The 16,056-nt window shown below is 67.1% G+C and carries 21 protein-coding genes; 9 read left to right on the top strand and 12 right to left on the bottom strand.

Translation table 11 applies throughout. The annotated features are described in order from the left end of the window. Nucleotides 1–3: 3 nt before the first annotated feature. Nucleotides 4–654, bottom strand: a complete 651-nt coding sequence (locus VHL31_RS17205; RefSeq protein ID WP_329662468.1) for a MarC family protein — start codon at nucleotides 652–654, stop codon at nucleotides 4–6. Between the two features lie 28 nt (nucleotides 655–682). Then, nucleotides 683–1,435 carry an SDR family NAD(P)-dependent oxidoreductase gene (locus VHL31_RS17200; protein WP_329662467.1) on the bottom strand — a complete coding sequence of 251 codons (753 nt, stop codon included), beginning with the start codon at nucleotides 1,433–1,435 and terminating at the stop codon, nucleotides 683–685. 160 nt (nucleotides 1,436–1,595) lie between these two features. Between VHL31_RS17200 and VHL31_RS17195 the strand changes: the two genes are divergently transcribed. Further along, on the top strand, nucleotides 1,596–1,982 hold the full coding sequence (locus VHL31_RS17195) for a hypothetical protein (RefSeq protein ID WP_329662466.1): 387 nt from the start codon (nucleotides 1,596–1,598) through the stop codon (nucleotides 1,980–1,982). An 86-nt stretch (nucleotides 1,983–2,068) separates the two neighbouring features. Further along, nucleotides 2,069–2,920 (top strand): lysophospholipid acyltransferase family protein, encoded by an 852-nt coding sequence (locus VHL31_RS17190; protein ID WP_329662465.1) that lies wholly within the window; start codon nucleotides 2,069–2,071, stop codon nucleotides 2,918–2,920. Between the two features lie 35 nt (nucleotides 2,921–2,955). On the opposite strand, the gene VHL31_RS17185 is transcribed toward VHL31_RS17190, so the two are convergent. Together VHL31_RS17185 and VHL31_RS17180 are read right to left on the bottom strand one after the other, a co-directional pair. Beyond that, nucleotides 2,956–3,291, bottom strand: coding sequence for a cytochrome c (locus VHL31_RS17185; RefSeq protein WP_329662464.1), 336 nt, complete (start codon nucleotides 3,289–3,291; stop codon nucleotides 2,956–2,958). 10 nt (nucleotides 3,292–3,301) lie between these two features. Beyond that, entirely contained in the window at nucleotides 3,302–4,489 is a 1,188-nt protein-coding gene (locus tag VHL31_RS17180; protein ID WP_329662463.1) for a calcium-binding protein, read from the bottom strand. A gap of 183 nt (nucleotides 4,490–4,672) precedes the next feature. On the opposite strand from VHL31_RS17180, the gene VHL31_RS17175 reads away from it, so the two are divergent. Further along, nucleotides 4,673–5,203 carry a hypothetical protein gene (locus VHL31_RS17175; RefSeq protein ID WP_329662462.1) on the top strand — a complete coding sequence of 177 codons (531 nt, stop codon included), beginning with the start codon at nucleotides 4,673–4,675 and terminating at the stop codon, nucleotides 5,201–5,203. Between the two features lie 10 nt (nucleotides 5,204–5,213). Here VHL31_RS17175 and VHL31_RS17170 read toward each other — a convergent pair whose 3' ends face one another. Further along, nucleotides 5,214–5,366 (bottom strand): hypothetical protein, encoded by a 153-nt coding sequence (locus VHL31_RS17170; protein ID WP_329662461.1) that lies wholly within the window; start codon nucleotides 5,364–5,366, stop codon nucleotides 5,214–5,216. Between the two features lie 23 nt (nucleotides 5,367–5,389). Here VHL31_RS17170 and VHL31_RS17165 point away from each other — a divergent pair, with 23 nt between their 5' ends. Beyond that, entirely contained in the window at nucleotides 5,390–6,295 is a 906-nt protein-coding gene (locus VHL31_RS17165) for a GNAT family N-acetyltransferase (RefSeq protein WP_329662460.1), read from the top strand. 4 nt (nucleotides 6,296–6,299) lie between these two features. On the opposite strand, the gene VHL31_RS17160 is transcribed toward VHL31_RS17165, so the two are convergent. From VHL31_RS17160 to VHL31_RS17150, 3 genes are all read right to left on the bottom strand, one after another. Next, complete coding sequence (locus tag VHL31_RS17160) at nucleotides 6,300–6,725, bottom strand: CBS domain-containing protein (RefSeq protein WP_329662459.1); 426 nt, start codon at nucleotides 6,723–6,725, stop codon at nucleotides 6,300–6,302. A gap of 70 nt (nucleotides 6,726–6,795) precedes the next feature. Then, a complete protein-coding gene (locus VHL31_RS17155) occupies nucleotides 6,796–7,284 on the bottom strand; it encodes a ferritin-like domain-containing protein (protein WP_329662458.1) in 489 nt (162 codons plus the stop codon). A gap of 111 nt (nucleotides 7,285–7,395) precedes the next feature. Then, entirely contained in the window at nucleotides 7,396–8,535 is a 1,140-nt protein-coding gene (locus VHL31_RS17150; RefSeq protein ID WP_329662457.1) for a ceramide glucosyltransferase, read from the bottom strand. Between the two features lie 224 nt (nucleotides 8,536–8,759). Between VHL31_RS17150 and VHL31_RS26985 the strand changes: the two genes are divergently transcribed. Both VHL31_RS26985 and VHL31_RS17140 read left to right on the top strand, forming a co-directional pair. Next, the gene (locus tag VHL31_RS26985) at nucleotides 8,760–9,218 is read left to right on the top strand and encodes an AbrB/MazE/SpoVT family DNA-binding domain-containing protein (RefSeq protein ID WP_414653760.1); all 459 of its coding nucleotides are present in this window, start codon (nucleotides 8,760–8,762) and stop codon (nucleotides 9,216–9,218) included. A 187-nt stretch (nucleotides 9,219–9,405) separates the two neighbouring features. Next, the gene (locus VHL31_RS17140; RefSeq protein WP_329662455.1) at nucleotides 9,406–10,353 is read left to right on the top strand and encodes an adenylate/guanylate cyclase domain-containing protein; all 948 of its coding nucleotides are present in this window, start codon (nucleotides 9,406–9,408) and stop codon (nucleotides 10,351–10,353) included. Nucleotides 10,354–10,370: 17 nt separating this feature from the next. Here the strand turns inward: VHL31_RS17140 and VHL31_RS17135 are convergent, their stop codons facing one another. After that, entirely contained in the window at nucleotides 10,371–11,456 is a 1,086-nt protein-coding gene (locus VHL31_RS17135; RefSeq protein WP_329662454.1) for a sensor histidine kinase, read from the bottom strand. Nucleotides 11,457–11,605: 149 nt separating this feature from the next. Here VHL31_RS17135 and VHL31_RS17130 point away from each other — a divergent pair, with 149 nt between their 5' ends. From VHL31_RS17130 to VHL31_RS17120, 3 genes are all read left to right on the top strand, one after another. Then, nucleotides 11,606–12,796, top strand: a complete 1,191-nt coding sequence (locus VHL31_RS17130) for a DUF3182 family protein (RefSeq protein WP_329662453.1) — start codon at nucleotides 11,606–11,608, stop codon at nucleotides 12,794–12,796. After that, a complete protein-coding gene (locus VHL31_RS17125; RefSeq protein WP_329662452.1) occupies nucleotides 12,793–13,560 on the top strand; it encodes an alpha/beta hydrolase family protein in 768 nt (255 codons plus the stop codon). Before VHL31_RS17130 ends, VHL31_RS17125 begins: the two co-directional genes overlap by 4 nt. Nucleotides 13,561–13,669: 109 nt before the next feature. Further along, nucleotides 13,670–14,104 (top strand): CBS domain-containing protein, encoded by a 435-nt coding sequence (locus VHL31_RS17120; RefSeq protein WP_329662451.1) that lies wholly within the window; start codon nucleotides 13,670–13,672, stop codon nucleotides 14,102–14,104. 82 nt (nucleotides 14,105–14,186) lie between these two features. On the opposite strand, the gene VHL31_RS17115 is transcribed toward VHL31_RS17120, so the two are convergent. The 3 genes from VHL31_RS17115 to VHL31_RS17105 all read right to left on the bottom strand — a co-directional run bounded on the left by VHL31_RS17115 (nucleotide 14,187) and on the right by VHL31_RS17105 (nucleotide 15,867). Beyond that, nucleotides 14,187–14,408, bottom strand: a complete 222-nt coding sequence (locus VHL31_RS17115; protein ID WP_329662450.1) for a DUF1127 domain-containing protein — start codon at nucleotides 14,406–14,408, stop codon at nucleotides 14,187–14,189. A 146-nt stretch (nucleotides 14,409–14,554) separates the two neighbouring features. Further along, the gene (locus VHL31_RS17110; protein ID WP_329662449.1) at nucleotides 14,555–15,730 is read right to left on the bottom strand and encodes an HlyD family type I secretion periplasmic adaptor subunit; all 1,176 of its coding nucleotides are present in this window, start codon (nucleotides 15,728–15,730) and stop codon (nucleotides 14,555–14,557) included. Then, nucleotides 15,715–15,867 carry a hypothetical protein gene (locus VHL31_RS17105; protein WP_329662448.1) on the bottom strand — a complete coding sequence of 51 codons (153 nt, stop codon included), beginning with the start codon at nucleotides 15,865–15,867 and terminating at the stop codon, nucleotides 15,715–15,717. Before VHL31_RS17105 ends, VHL31_RS17110 begins: the two co-directional genes overlap by 16 nt. Nucleotides 15,868–16,056 lie beyond the last annotated feature (189 nt).

The raw sequence follows: 16,056 nt of genomic DNA, 5'->3' as shown, positions 1-16,056 counted from the left end.
CAGTCAGACGCCGAAGGCGCGCTTGATCCCGTCGATGATGAACTGGACGGCCAACGCCGCCAGCAGGAGGCCGAGCAGGCGGGAGAACACGCTGATCAGGGTGGGACCGAGATAGCGCTCGAGCCGGCTGGCCAGGAACAGCGCGATGCCGACGACCACGAAGGTGGTGAGCAGGGCGGCCAGCACGCTCAGCTGGTCCGGCCAGGAGCCTTCGCGAGCACCCATCTGCAGGATGACGGTGGTGATGGCGCCGGGCCCGGCCAGGAGCGGGATCGCCATCGGGAAGACGGAGATGTCGGTCACGTGGTGCGGGACGGCATGGCGCTCGTCGGCCACGTGCTCCGCCGTGGTCTCCCGGCGCTGGGCACGGCGCTCGAACACCATCTCCAGCGCCACGAGGAAGAGGAGGATCCCGCCCGCGATGCGGAAGGCCGGGATCCCGATGCCGATCGACGTCAGCAGCTCCTCGCCCAGCAGCGCGAACGCGACCAGCACGCCGGCTGCGATCAGCACGGCCTTGAGCGCCATGCGCTGGCGAGCGGCCTGACCGGCACCCCGCGTGAGCGCGATGAAGATCGGCACGAGGCCCAGCGGGTCGACGATGACGAGGAAGGCGACCAGGGCGGTGGCGTAGGTCCCGAGAAGATCCGACATCACCACCGCCCCTGCATCGCCTTGATCGTCAGTAGGTGGTGCGGCCGCCCGACAGGTCGAAAGTGGCGGCCGTGGTGAAGCTGTTATCCTCGGAGACCAGCCACGCGATCATCGCGGCTGCCTCGTTCACGTCCACGAACCGGCCACGCGGCACCTTGGCCAGCATGTACTTCACCTGCTCCTCGGTGATCTGGTCGAGGATCCTGGTCTTGGCGGGCGAGGGGGTCACGCAGTTCACCGCGATGTTGTAGCCCGCCAGCTCCTTGCCCAGCGATTTGGTGAGCGCGATCACGCCGGCCTTGGCGGCGCTGTAGGGTGCCGCGTTCGGGTTGCCTTCCTTGCCCGCGACCGAGGCGACGCTCACGATCCGCCCGTAGTTCTGCTGGATCATCAGCGGCACCACGCAGCGGCAGCACCAGAACACGCCGGTGAGATCGACGTCGATCACCTGGCGCAGCGCATCGACGGGGTACTCCCACAAAGGAGCGGCCGGGCCGGCGATTCCGGCATTGTTCACGAGGATGTCGATGCCGCCCAGTGCCGCCACGGTGGCCTTGGTGGCGGCCTCGACCGTTTCGAGCGAGGTCTGGTCCACGCAGGCGCCGTGCACCTTGCCGCGCTGGTGCAGCTCGTGGATCGTCAGTTGCAGGGTGTTGTCGTCCCGGTCCCAGATGGAGACAGAAGCGCCGCTGTCGAGAAGGCGCTCGACGACCGCGCGGCCGATCCCCTGGGCACCGCCGGTGACGACGGCGCGCCGGCCGGCGAGGTCGATCCGATTCATCGCGTACTACTCCCTGCGATCAGCTTGTCGGCCCATCATCCCAGGGCGGGGGGTACGCTCGCAAGGGGCGTCTGCCGCTCACTTGCCTTGCCGGTCCCCTTTCGCCGGGCAAGGCACTGCTCTAAGAGCGCGGGCATTCCTGAACCGCCGGGCGGATCCGATGCTGGCTGCAGTACCTTTGCTCGTGCTGGTCGTGGGCGCCTACAACTTCATGGCCATCACCGGCATCGACATCCACTGGCAGCTCGCCAGCTTTGCCATGCCGTCCGGCGCGCTCCTGACCTTCCATCTCGGCGACCTGCTGGTCATGCTCGGGATCATCCTCCTCTACCTGGAGATCTGGAAGAGCACCCGGATCGGCAACAGCTCGGTCCTGGACCATCTGCTGTCGATGGGCCTGTTCGTGGTCGTGCTGATCGAGTTCCTGCTGTTCCAGCGATTCGCCACGACCACCTACGCGATGATCCTCTGCCTCACCCTCGTCGACGTCATCGCCGGCTTCACCGTCTCGATCTCGACCGCACGGCGCGACCTGAACATTCGCTGAGCACCGCGCACGCACCAGTCCGCCATGTCCCTGTCATGGGTCGGGTGCAAGTCCCGCGACGGGTCCACCATGTCGGGATAGCCAGGATGCCGCCCGTCGAGCAGTTCTCCTATGCCGATAGCGGCCATTACCCGGTCAAGCGCCTGGCGATCAGGGGCATCGAGCGCCTGACCGGCCAGCCGCGACTGAAGCGGATCTACGAGGACCAGCGCAACCGGCCCACCATGGGCGAGGACTTCTGGCACGGCGCCATCCGCCGGCTGGAGCTGCGGGTGCGCTACGACGAGGCGGCGCTGCGGGAGGTCTCTGCGGTGGGCCCGCTGATCGTCGTCGCGAACCATCCCTATGGCGTGCTGGATGGGCTGGTGATGGGCTGGCTCCTGGCCAAGCGGCGCCAGCGCTTCAAGATCCTGGTCAACAGCGTGCTCTACCGGGTCGAGGACATCCGCGACTTCCTCCTCCCGATCGACTTCACGGCGACGGAAGCGGCGCTGCGCACCAACCTCGCCTCGCGCAACGCGGCCCGCGCTTTCGTGAAGGATGGCGGCTGCGTCGCCGTGTTCCCGGGCGGCACGGTCAGCACGTCGGAGAAGCCCTTCCTGCCGGCGGTCGATCCGCGCTGGAAGCCGTTCACGGCCCAGCTCGTGCAGTCCACCCGCGCCACGGTGGTGCCGGTCTTCTTCGAGGGCCAGAACTCGCGGCTGTTCCAGCTGGCCAGCCAGATCTCGGCGACGCTGCGCCTGTCCCTCCTGTTCAAGGAGGTCGCGGCACGGATCGGCACCGATCTCGGCGTCCGCATCGGCACGCCCGTTCCCTTCGACGACCTGCCGGCCTTCGACGACCGGCAGATGTTCGCCGACTGGCTGCGCGAGCGGACCTATGGGCTCGGCCCCAGCAACGCGCAGGGCCGGATCATGCTGCCGCTGCCGGAGAACTGAGCGGCGCCCCCTGGCTCAGCTCGCAGCTGCTGCGATCAAGGCGCGTACGCCTCGCCGCGCAGGCTCATGATGTAGGCGATGACGTCCGCCGCCTGGTCGTGCGACAGGCGGATGTTCGGCATGTTCTCGTGCGAGCTCTGCAGGAAGGCCCGCAGGGCCGCCTCCGTCACGGCCGGATCGTCGGCGACCTCCAGGAACGAGGGGGCCGCGCTGTCCGGCGGACCCACGTCGTCGGGCAGCACCGCATGGCACTCGCTGCACCAACCTTGCGCGAATTCCAGGCCCTCGACCGGGTCGCCCGGGAGGTCCTGTGCCGCTGCCGATCCGGCGAGCAGTACCAGGATAAGAGCAAGCGGCGCGCAGGATGTCATCGAACTCCCCTCATGCAGGCGGGGCGAAGTCGCCCGCCGTCAGTCTGGTGACGTCGAAAAGCTGCATCTTCGCAACGAACGGATCAAAAACGTACTCGGAATCCACGGTGATGGCATCGACCCTGGCGAGGTCGATCGAGAGGGAGGCCTTGGTCACGCCGTCCACGGTCCGTTGCACGAGGTCGACGCCCTTGTCAGCTCCGTCCACGCGGCCGTCACGATTGCTGTCGAACGCCGAGATCGTGAACTCCTGGATGCCTCCCAGGTCTTCCTGGACGATGCGCAGCTTGTCGGTCCCGCGCACGAAGTCGGTCATGAGGTCGACGCCGCCGCCTTGCGTATCGTCGGCAATGAACAGGTCGTCGAAGAAGGCGACGCGCATCTGAAAGACATCGCTGCCAGCGCCGCCGGTCAGGAGGTCGTCGTGGCCGTAATAGACGCCATCGCCTTCCAGCAGGTCGTTGCCTGTGCCGCCTCGAAGCGCATCCTCGCCGCCACCGCCGTCAAGGCGGTCATTGCCATCGTCGCCCCAAAGCTGGTCCTGGCCGTCCTGCCCCAGCATCTCGTCATGGCCAGCATCGCCATGGAGAAGATCGTTGCCGAAGTTGTCGTAGTAGCCGACGAGCGGCTCCAGATCGCCGCTGATGAAATCGTTCCCGGTACCTCCCCAAACCTGGTCGGATCCCCAGCTGGCGATGATGCGGTCGTTGCCGCCATCCCCATAGATCTTATCGTCATCCCCGGGACTGCCGATGTCGGTGAAGATCCCTTCGCCGCCGTCGAGGATGTCGTTGCCGTCGCCGCCGCGGATCAGGTCGCGTCCGCTGCCGCCGTACAGCGTGTCGTTACCGGCGTTGCCCAGGAGGGTGTCCCGGCCGCTCCCGCCATCCAGGAAGTCGTTGCCCGCGTCCCCGTAAAGGAGGTCGTTGCCGGCGGCGCCATAGACGCGGTCATTGCCGTCATTGCCGTGCAATTGGTCATTGCCGTTGCCGCCGCGCAGGAGATCGTTGCCAGTCTGGCCATACAGCCGGTCGTCGCCGTCCTGGCCCCAGAGGGTATCGTTGCCCTTTTCGCCGTAGATGGCGTCGTTGTTGAGACCGCCGATCAGCAGATCGTTGCCGGTGCGGCCAAAGATCGTGTCCTTGGACGCGGTGCCAGTGAGCTGGTCGTTGCCTGCAGTACCCACGAAAGTCGACATGGCCGCGATGCTCCCTGGCTGGACGGCTACTGTCGAACAGATTAGCGGATATGCAGGCGGATACATTGATCCTGATCAAGGATGCCGCAGCGACATGGAACCGACGTGCAGCGGATGGAGTTTGCGCCGTGGCCGGCAAGTAAAAAGGATCCAGTACAACCGGTGCGCCAGGAGAGCAGTGGCATGATCGAGGACAGCGACCGCTTTCACGCCATCCAGTTCACCGATGCCGGCGCCATCCCGAACCATCCCCGCCTGCCGCTCCTCTGGTGGCGCGGTGCGCTTCCCGCCGATCCCGGCCCCGAGGCGTTCGAGGCGCTGTTCACGCGCAACGGCTGGGGACAGACCTGGCGCAACGGGATCTTCACCTACGCCCACTTCCACTCGACCAGCCACGAGGTCCTAGGCATTGCCCGGGGCTGCGTCCGGGTGAGGCTGGGCGGTGCCACGGGCGTGGACGCCGATCTGCAGGGCGGCGATGCCGTGCTGATTCCGGCGGGCGTGGGGCACCAGAACCTGGATGCCTCGGCCGACCTGCTGGTCGTGGGCGCCTATCCGCCGGGTGCCGAGGTCGACCTGCTGCGCGACGCGACGGACGATGCCGCCACGCGTGCCCGCATCGCCGCGGTGCCCTTGCCCCCCACCGATCCGGTCGGGGGCGGATCGGGCGAGATCGGCAGGATGTGGGCGGCCGCCCTGCAGGCGGCAGGCTGAGCCGGACGGCCTAGTCGATCAGCGAGAACAGCAGGTCCAGGAGCAGGCCCAGCGCCAGGACCGGCGTTCCGCCATAAAGGGCGATCATGATCGCGCCATGCAGCGTCAGCCGCGGCGACGGCACGACACGACCGGCAATGGCGTGGGGCTTGCGAACGCTCATGGCACCCGTCTATCAACCGGTGGATGAATGAGCAAGGCGATCACTCGCGCGAGATCGACGACGCCTCCTTCCATGCGCTGCTGAGGGAGGCTGGGCGCGTGCCGCTGCAGCAATCCTTCGCCTATGGTCAGGCGATGGCGGCCGCCGGGCGGCTGGTGAGGCGGTTCAAGGTGGGACCGGACCATGTCGCGCAGGCCGCCGCGCGCCGGTTGCCAGGCCGGGCCGGGCTGGTGCTGCTTGCCCGTGGTCCGCTGCCCATCGCGGGCGATCTGCTACCGGCGCAGGACCAGCTCTATCGCAGCGTTCGTGCCAGTCTGGGCCGCAGCCTTCTGCTGTGGAGCCCGATGCAGCCCGCAGCCGGCCTGGTTCGGCCGGTCGTGACCGGCTATGCGACCGTCTGGATCGACCTTCGGCCCGACCATGTCCAGCTGCGCCGGCGACTGGACGGCAAGTGGCGCAACCAGCTCGTGCGTGCAGAGGCGCAAGGCCTCCAGGTCCGGCAGGTGCATGGGGGTTCGGCGGTGCGCTGGCTGGCCCAGCGCCATGACATCCACCGCCGTGAGGTGGGCTACCGGGCGCTGCCCGTGCCGTTCCTGGAACGCATGGCGCAGGCGAGCCCGGGATGCCGCGACCGGCTCGTTCTGGTGGCAGCCTGCAAGGGAGTGCCGGTGGCAGGCATCTGGCTGCAGGTCCACCATGGGTCGGCGACCTACCTGATCGGCTATGCCGACGACGCCGGCCGGCGCACCGACGCCATGCGGCTGCTGCTGTGGCAGGGCATGCTGGCGCTGCGCGAGCGCGGTGTCCAATGGCTCGATCTGGGCGGGGTGGCGACTGATCGCGCACCCGGCCTGTCCAGGTTCAAGTTCGGCATGGGCGGGACGGTCGGGGTGGAAGCCGGCATGTACTTTCGGCCGCTCCTGGTCTGAACCGTCAGCGCCGCTCGTCGCCAGGGTCGGAGATCTCTTCCAGGACACGCCCGACATGCTTGGAGCGGTCCTCGCCGGCGATGTCGCCCAGCGACAGGATGCCGGCCAGCTTGTCGTTGCCGTCCAGCACGACCAGCCGGCGCATCTGCAGCCTGGCCATCTGCTCGGCGGCCGAAGCGACGTCGTCGTCGTCCCGGCAGGTCTGCACGCCCTCGGTCATGATCTCGGCCACCGGCGTGCCGAGCTCGCGCCCCTCGGCAACCACGCGCAGGACGATGTCGCGGTCGGTGACGAGGCCCACCACCTTGTCACCCTCGCAGACCGGCACGACCCCGCTGTCGATCTCCGACATGATCCGGGCGATCTGCTGCACCGGGTCGGTGGGACGGCCGGTCACCACCTGGGCCGTCATGACGTCACGTACTCTCACTGTGGCCCCTTAGCGGTCGATGGACGGCGAAGATAAGGCCAGGACCCCGAGGTCCTGGCCCATTGGCAGATCAGGCCGCCTTCGGATTGATTGCATCCTCGGCGAGCTCGGACAGGAGCTCGTCGGTGCTTTCCTCTTCCGCCAGCGTCTCCTTGAGGAGATCCTGGACGTCCGTCATGCCGAGCTGGTTGGCCCAGGCAATCATGGTACCGTAGCGGGTGATCTCGTAGTGCTCGACCGCCTGCGCGGCCGCGATCAGGCCGGCATCCAGCGCAGCGCTGCCGCCGAATTCTTCGCTGACCTCGTCGCCTTCCGCGATGATGCCCATGATCGCCTTGCACTCGACGCCCTGGGGCTGCTCGCCGAGCTTCTGGAACACCTGGTCCAGCCGCTTGATCTGGTTCTTGGTCTCTTCGAGGTGCACGGCAAACGCGCCACGCAGCTCTTCGGTCTGCGCCGCCTGCGCCATCTTCGGCAGCGCCTTCACGATCGCGTTCTCGGCGTAATACGTGTCCTTCAACTGGTGAAGGAACAGCGCCTTCAGGTCTTTCTCTGCCATGTCGTCAGCTTCCCGTCCGCTGGATATCGAGTACCAGCACGAACCCGGCGGCCCCGCCCCCGGTTCCGGCGCCACGGCGTGCAGCGGAGAGGGCCAATCAATGGCCCGGCATCAGGAGCGGGCTTCGCGAACCGTCATCGCGCTGCCGCGCCACACGAAATCGTGACCGAGCCAGGCGGCGGTCCACAAGACCGGCAGCGCCAAGTCGCGGGCCAGGAAGGCAAGGGGCATGCGCCAGGAAAAATGCCATCCGGTCGTCCGGGCGAGCACGGCTTCCGGGACGTACCAGGCCATGAACACGGCGGCTGCGGTGGTAAGCGGACTCCAGCCCCAGGAGGTGGCGGCCAGGGAGGCGGCCAGTGCGATGACGAGGGGACCCGAGAAGATCTCCGGGAAGAAGAACAGTGGGAACGTCGCCCGCCGCAGGCGTGCCCAGCGCAGTTGCCGGGCCCAGACCTCCTGGACCGGCCGGTAGCCCAAGGGCTGCTCGAACGGCATGTCGACCAGGTGCACGTGCCGTCCGGCCTGCCGCACCAGCTTGGTGGCGGCCGCGTCCTCGGCCAACTCAGCCGCGAGCGCCCGGATGCCGCCGTGCCGCTCCAGGAGGTCGCGATGCCAGAGCATTGTCTTGCCCTGGGCGAAACCCAGCCCGACCGCTTCGCCTACATACTGCCAGCGTGCCTGCAGCGTGTTGAGGAAGGCGCACTCGACCTCGGCCCAGAAGCCTGCGGGCCTGGCACCGATCGGCGTGGAGCAGACAAGCCCGGTATCCGGCCGCCAGCTGGCCAGCAGGCGCTGCAGATAGTCCCTCGGCATCAGGACGTTCGCATCCGCCAGTACGATCCAGTCATGGCGGGCTGCGTCCCAGCCCCGCACGCAATTGTTGAGCTTTGGGTTGGCGCTCACCGGCTCGTCGCCGATGATCAGGCGGGAAGGGATTTGCGGGTGGGCGTCCATCAGGCGCCGCGCCAACGGCACGACCGGGTCGGATCCGCTCGCCACGCAGAAGATGACCTCATAGACGGGATAGTCGAGCTCGTAGGTCGAGCGCAGTGTTTCTTCGCAGAAATTGTCCAGACCGCAGAGCGGGCGCACCACGGAAACGGCAGGTGCGTCGGCAGGTGCTGGCAGGAATGCCATGCGCGGCCGGCAGCGGACCATGGCAATGACGAGGCTGACGAAGTTGGCGAGCAGCGCGACGGCGCAGAGGATGCCAACCCAATCAAGAAAGCCCATGCGCTCGATCCTCATGACCTGGCGCGCCTGACCTGCCTTGCAATGATCCGGTAGTCCAGGGGCCGCGACGAAATTCACCGGCCGGCAGGCACACGTCAGCCCGACAACAGGTGGATATATAGGAATATAAACCTATTAACGTGATTTTCCAGGATATGGATTTCCGAAAAACCCATGCATGCTCGAAAACCAACTATTCAGTATCGATGACGACTTGAAGCGCATTGATGATCGGCTAGATGTGGGGTGGCGGTTCATGCTATTGCGTGGACCGACAGGCTGCTTACCTGCCCCGCCTGCGCTCTCCGGCATCTTCCGACATGGCTTTGTGGCCGTGCTCGGTCACAACTCTAACAATAAAGCCCTCACGCATGACTACCATACAAGTTCACTACGACGGCTGGCTCAGCCTCCCGGCAGATGCGCGCCAGACGCTGGGAGTTTCTACTGGCGATCGCTTGGACGTGGAAATGGTCGACGGCGCGCTTGTTCTGCGCCCGGCCCGCCTGCCGAAGGCAATGGCCGCCATGCCGTCGGAAGATCCGGCGGAGACGAGCGAAGCCACGCCTGCCCCAGCCGAGACGGCGCCCAAGCGTGGCCCCGGCCGGCCGCGCAAGCTGAATGGTCCTGGTCTCGTCCCCAACATCAAGGTCGGTGGACGCCGCCGCAGCGCGGCTCCGCTCGCACCGCAGGGCTGACCCAGGGGCCACGCGGCAGCTACGCCATCGCCTCGATCCTTTAGGATGCCGGGATCCTGGGAGGTGCTGGCGTGGCCATGCCCTGTAGAGGGCATGGAGGATCGGTGCATCGACCGGCAACCGTGTCGCTGGATCTGTGTTTACTCCGGTGAAGACGCAGGCCATCCCCGACGCGCGACCGGATGACATGGAAGCACCTCCTCTCGACCGCCGGCTGGTGGCCATTCTCGCAGCGGATGTAGAAGCCTACAGCCGCGCCATGGCGGCGGACGAGGAGGCGGCGCTGGCCGTTCTGTCCGCGCATCGCAAGGTGGTGGACGACCTGATCGTCAGCTATCACGGCCGTATCGCGAACACGGCCGGTGACAGCGTGCTGGCGGAATTTTCGAGCGTCGTCGATGCCGTGCGCTGTTCCATCGAGATCCAGCAGGCCATCGCGGCCAGGAACGGCGCACTGCCCGACCCGCAGCGCATGCAGTTCCGCATCGGCATCAATGTCGGCGATGTCATGGCCAAGGACGGCGACATCTTCGGCGACGGCGTGAACATTGCGGCCCGGCTGCAGAGCCTGGTCGGCGGGGGGGCGATCTGCGTGTCGCGCGGCGTGCGCGACCATATCCGCCATCTCGGCACGTTCCGCTTCGAGGATCTTGGCGAGCAGCAGGTCAAGAACATCGACCGGCCGGTCCGCGCCTTTAGGATCGTCATGGACGGCTCGCAGCCTGCGGTCGTGCAGCCAGCGGTGGAGGAACCCCCGGCCGTGTCCACCGAGCAACTTGTCGCCGAGACGATCGCCGTCGACCTGGTGATGTGGCAGGCTATCGCCAACAGCGAGCACGTCGAGGACTTCCTCCATTACTTGGAACGATTTCCGGAAGGAGAGTTCGCCGCCCTGGCCCGCGCGCGGATCGCTCATCTGTCCCAGGCACCGGTGGCGTCGCCACCCGCCATGGACAAGGAGACAGTCGTGGAGATCACGTTCTGGGAGAGCGTGAAGGACACGGACAATCCAGCACTGTTCGAGGCCTATCTGACCAAGTATCCGGATGGCAACTTCGCGCTGATCGCACAGGCCCGCCTGGACGAGTTCCAGTCGGACGCGGAGCCCGGCAGGCGTGGGTCTGTCCAGGCCTGAGCCGACCTGGCCTCGGCTCAGGCGTTGCCCGGAGCTGCGGCCTTGCGGGCGAAGCAGATGATCGCCCTGGTCCCCCCGTTCGGACCGGATTCCAGCTCGAACGTCGCCTTGGCATTGGTCTGCAGGGACTTGACCATGAGGGCGCCGAGCTTGCCGGGCTGCGGCCACTCCATGCCCTCGGGAAGGCCGGCACCGTTGTCGGCGACCACGACGCGGCAGCCAGTGTCGTCCACCAGGCTGTGCAAGGTGATCTCGCCGCCGTCGCGGTCGGCGAAGGCATGCTTGAGCGCGTTGGTTAGCAGCTCGTTGACCACGAGCCCGGCAGGCATCGCCACGTTGACGGAAACGGGAAAGCTGTCGACCTTCAGGTCCAGCCGCACCCCTTCGGTGGCGTGGGCGCGCATCACGGCGGATGCGATCTGGCTGAGATAGATGCCGAGATCGATGGCATCGCCCTGCGCGTCCTCGGACAGCGACTGGTAGAGGTACTTCAGTGCATCGATGCGCCCGGCCACCCGCGCGAGACGTTCGTCCTGGACGCCGCCCGCCTGGTGCGCTTCCAGCCGGATCAGCGCCGTGATCATCTGCAGGTTGTTGCGTACCCGGTGCTGCAATTCCTTGAGAAGCGTGTCCTTCTCCAGGATGCGGCTCTCCAGCTCCTGCCGCTGTTCCTGCGCGTGCGTCTGCACGTCCACCAAGGCGGCAAGGCGGAAGGCGGCCTTGCCGTGATCGTCCTCGATCAGGTTCGAATAGGCGTCCACCACGGCCGGCTCGCGTCCGGCCCGCTCGATACGGAACGCGCCCACCCGGTCTTCCATCTCGGTGACCGCATCGCCCAGCTTGCGGGTCGGGTCCGAGCAGTCCTCGCCGCGCAGGGCCGTCCAGCTCTGGCCCTCGAGCTCCGTCACGGCCTGGCCGGACAGCTCCTCCCATTCAGGGTTGACGTAGACGATCCGCTCCTCGTCCTTGAGCTCCGCGACGATGATGGCAATCGGGATCTGGTCCAGGAAGCGACGGAACTGCTCGCTCTCCAGCGCACCCGCCAGGTTCGGCGTCGAGAGCAGGTGGTCGACCTGCCCGGTCTTGTCGGCGTCGGCCGTCATGTGATCGCTGGTTGCCATGTCGTTCTGAGCATCAGAAACGGACCATACCGGGACAGCCGCCAAGTGAACAGGTAGGCTCGCCAACGGGCAGGAACCTCCAGCGCCCTTGCTCGCTTGCTGCAGCAGTGCGGCCAGACGAAGAGAATGGCGTGACGACAGCTGCCATCATCGACTCCTTGTCGTGCAGCGTGGCGGTTTCGGTGCCGTTGCAGCCGGCGGAACCGAGTGCGACGGCCACTTCCCGCCGGCAGGGCTCGATCGCCAACTATACCGAGCGCGGCCGCGCCCATGCCCTCGGGCATGAAGGCACTACCCACGCAGCAATCGCCAGGCGACTGGGTGCTCTGCTCGGGCTGGACTACCTGGACCATCCGGATCTCCGCGATCGGCCAGCAACCGGCTGCTATCTCGTACCCAGTGATACGCTGGTGGACATCGAGCGGGCCCAGGCGCTCGGCGTCTTTTCCGCGGACGATCTGTTCGGCGCGGTTGTCCCGCACAGCTTCATCGCGACCAAGGCGATCACCCACCCGATCATCAGCCCGGATGCCGTGGCACCCGATGGCTGGATCGCTGCCTTTGCCGAGCAGGTCCGGGACGCGGTCCTGTCCGGCCTTGCCGCCTTCAGCCTGGACGACGCACGCAGGGCCGGCCTCCTCCTCCTGGAGGACGGACCGGTGCGCCTCAAGTCCGTGCTGGGCGTAGGCGGCAGAGGCCAGGTCACGGTCAGGGACGCGAGCGCGCTGGATGCCGCGCTGGCGGCCATCGACCCCCAGGAGATCGCCGGTCATGGGCTCGTCCTGGAAGAAAACCTGGTGGACGTCGTCACCCTCAGCGTCGGCCAAGTCCAGGTCGGCGGCATGACGGCCAGCTATCATGGATCGCAGCGCCTGACCCGCGACCACCGCGGTGAACTCGTCTATGGCGGATCGGACCTCCATGTCGTGCGCGGCGGGTTCGACACGCTTCTCGCCGTGGACCTGCCGGAGCATGTCCGGCTCGCGATCGTGCAGGCCCGTCGCTACGACACGGCCGCCGACCACCTGTTCGCTGGCTTCTTCGCGTCGAGGCGCAACTACGACGTGGCGCAGGGCCTGAACGGACGGGGCGAGTGGCGGTCCGGCGTGCTGGAGCAGTCCTGGCGAATTGGCGGCGCCAGTGGTGCCGAGGTGGCCGCACTCGAGGCATTCCAGGCCGATCCGCGCCTGTCGTCGGTGCAAGCCTCGACCTTCGAGTGCTATGGCGGCACGAAGGCGCCGGCTGGCGCTATTGTCTCGTTCGACGGCGTCGACCCGGAGTTGGGCCAGATCCTCAAATACACGGTGGTCGAGCCGTCATGACGACGCGGGACAGCACGATCCGGATCGATGTCGACCGCGAGCATATCGTGGGCACGCTGGTCAACCCGGCGACCATGGTGCCGGGCGTGCTGTTCGTCCACGGCTGGGGCGGTACGCAGGAGCAGTACCTGACGCGGGCGCGGGAGATCGCCAAGCTCGGCTGTGTCTGCCTGACCATCGACCTGCGCGGCCATGGCGGCTCAGGCAACCGGCAGGAGGCGGTGACGCGGGAGGACAATCTGCGCGACGTCATGGCCGCCTACGACAAGCTGGTCGAGCAGCCGCATGTCGACCGCTCGACCATCGCGGTGGTCGGCAGCAGCTATGGCGGCTACCTCGCGGCCATCCTGAGCTCGCTGCGCCCGGTCCGGCTCCTGGGACTGCGCGTGCCCGCCCTCTACAAGGACGAGGACTGGGCACGGCCCAAGGAAGACCTCAAGAAGTACGAGCTTGCCGCCTATCGCCGGGGATTTGTCAGCCCGGACGAGAACCGGGCGCTCGGTGCCTGCGCGATGTTCGAGGGCGACGTGCTCCTGGTGGAATCCGAGCACGACGACATCATTCCTCATCCGGTGTTCGCCAACTACCGGGCCGCCTTCACGAATGTCCGCTCGCTGACCTACCGGCTGATCCAGGGAGCGGACCACGGGCTGTCCGAGCCCTCATGCCAGCAGGCCTACACCAGCCTTCTCGTCACCTGGCTGACGGAGATGCTCAAGGGTGCCCGCGACGATGCGTCCTCCCGCAAAGCGCCATCGGGCTGAAGGCGTGGCGGGCCGGCGACCGATGCAACATGCTTGCCGATCTTGCCGTTGGACGGTCACACTGTGATCTTCCGGGAAGATCCGCAGAACCAAGCAGGGAGGCCCCATCATGCATGTCGATGCGATCCTGGGCGTCAAGGGCAGGGAAGTCCGCACCATCGGACCGGATGTGACCGTGGAAGAGGCGATGCAGACGTTGCATCGGTCCCGGATCAGTTCTCTCGTCGTGTCGAGGGACGGGCGCGAAATCCAGGGCATCATTTCGGACCGGGGGATCATGAACCTGATCGCCGAGCGCGGCGTTGGTGTGATGAGCGAGCCGGTCGAGCGTGTCATGACCAGGGAAGTCATCACCTGCAGCCTGCAGGACGACCTGAGCGCCATCATGGGCACCATGACCAACCGGCGGATCCGCCACATCCCGGTCGTCAAGGACGGGCAGCTCTGCGGCCTCATCAGCATCGGCGACGTGGTCAAGTACCGGATCGACGAGATCCAGACCGAGGCCGACGCGATGCGGGAATATATCAGCGGCGGACGCTAAGGCGCTGGCGCGAGCCAGGAAACGCCACGAATCAAAACGGGCGCCCGAGGGCGCCCGTTCCGGCATCCTGCGTGGTCAATCATCAAGCCTGCCAGAAGTTCTTGCGGCACTCGCCGCGCACGTCCATCCGGCTCAGGCCGATGTCCTTGAGCATCTCGTCGCTGAGTTCGGCCAGCATCTTCCGCTGACGGATGCGGTCGGCGATCACCGCGTAGAACTGGATGGGCCGCATCAGCATCTGGCTGAACGAGCTGGAACTACTCGTGGCCTGGCTGGCACTGCTCGTCATCATCATCGTACTCATCGTCTGCAACCTTTCCCTCGTTGCGGCTGCCGGACCTCCCGGCCGCCGGTGACACGTCCTTCTGAACCACGGATGTTTCCGTTTGACGGCCGCAAGGCGCGTCCCGTGTTTCAATGGCGTCGAGATACGGTGCGCTGGCGGCGCTCTCAGCTTTCGTTCAGGCCGCGCCGCCAGAGGTCCCGTACCGGTTGCAGAAGATATTGAAGGGCGGTTCTTTCGCCTGTGACGATCATCACTTCCGCCGGCATGCCGGCCGTCATGGTCACGCCGTCCGGCAGGCTGCCAGGCGCCACGCTGATCCGGGCCCTGTAGTAGGGCTGCCCGGTCTTCTCGTCGGTCAGCCGGTCGGCCGAAACGGCGCTGACCCGGCCCATGATCTGCGGCAGGTTGCGGCTCTTGTAGGCCAGGAGATGCACCCGCGCCTCCAGCCCGCCATGGACCTCGTCGACATCCACCGGTGCCACCCGCGCTTCCAGGACGAGCGCGTCGCCTTGCGGCACGATGTCGAGCACGGGCTCGCCAGGGCCGATGATGCCGCCGATGGTCTTCACCCGCAGGTCGACGACCGTGCCCTCGACCGTCGCCCGGATGACGGCGCGCTCCAGGCGGTCGGCCGCCACGCGCAGCTTCTCGCCGCTGGTCGCGAGGGCACGGCGGACAGCCGCCAGCTCGCCCGCCACCTGCTCCGCGCGCTCGCTGAGCATGGCCTCCTTCTGGCGCTGCGCCTCGGCGATCGCCTGCCGGGCCTGCGCGATGGCCGACACGCTCTGTGCCCGCATGCCCTCGATCTGGGCCTGGGCGCGCTGCAAGGCCAGCAGGCGCGGCTTGCGCTCCAGGCCCTTGTCGAACAGCTCCTTCACGCTCACGAACTCTTCGGCGACCAGTTCCAGCTGCCGCTCCGCACTGACGATCGCCTGCTCGTAGCCGGCGATCTCCGCCTGGCCCTGCCGGATCCGCTTGTCCAGCACGGCCAGCCCGTCGGCCAGGGCCTCTTTCCGGGTGCGGAACCGGGCCGCCTCGGTCGAGAGCAGGCTCGCCAGCGCGGCATCGCCCGCGGCGGCGTCCGTCAGGTGCGGCGGGAAGACCGGCATGTCCTCGCTCGTCTGCTCGGCCAGGAGCCGGGCCTCGGTGGCCGTCAGCGCCTGCCATTCGCTGAAGCTCGCGGCGTGCTCGGCCCTGGCGCGGGTGTCGTCCAACTCCACCAGCACCTGGCCCGGCCGTACATGGCTGCCGTCGCTCACCCGGATCGCCTGCACGATGCCGCCTTCCAGGTGCTGCACCGTCTTGCGGCTGCCTTCCGGCACGATCACGGCCGGGGCCATGGCACCGCCGGCCAAGGGGGCGGTCGCCGCCAGCCGCCCAGGCCGCCGAAGAAGGCGAGTGCGATGGCAGCACCGGCCAGCAGCGGCGTGCGCAGCGACGTCTGCCCGGCCAGGGAGGCGAGCTTGTTCTCGGACATGGAGGTCATCCTTGGCTGGCAGTGGTCAGGCGGCGCGGGCGGGACGGACGAGCTGGGCCATCACCTCTTGGCGAGGGCCGAAGCGCCTGACGGCGCCATCCTCCAGCACGAGCACATGGTCGGCGCGCTGGAGCGCATAAGGGCGGTGGCTGACGATGATGGTGGTGACACCGGCTTGCTTGAGCACCG

This window comes from Geminicoccus sp. (genome assembly GCF_036263595.1).
Taxonomy (GTDB): Bacteria; Pseudomonadota; Alphaproteobacteria; order Geminicoccales; family Geminicoccaceae; genus Geminicoccus.
This window is presented reverse-complemented; position numbering and strand designations above follow the sequence as displayed.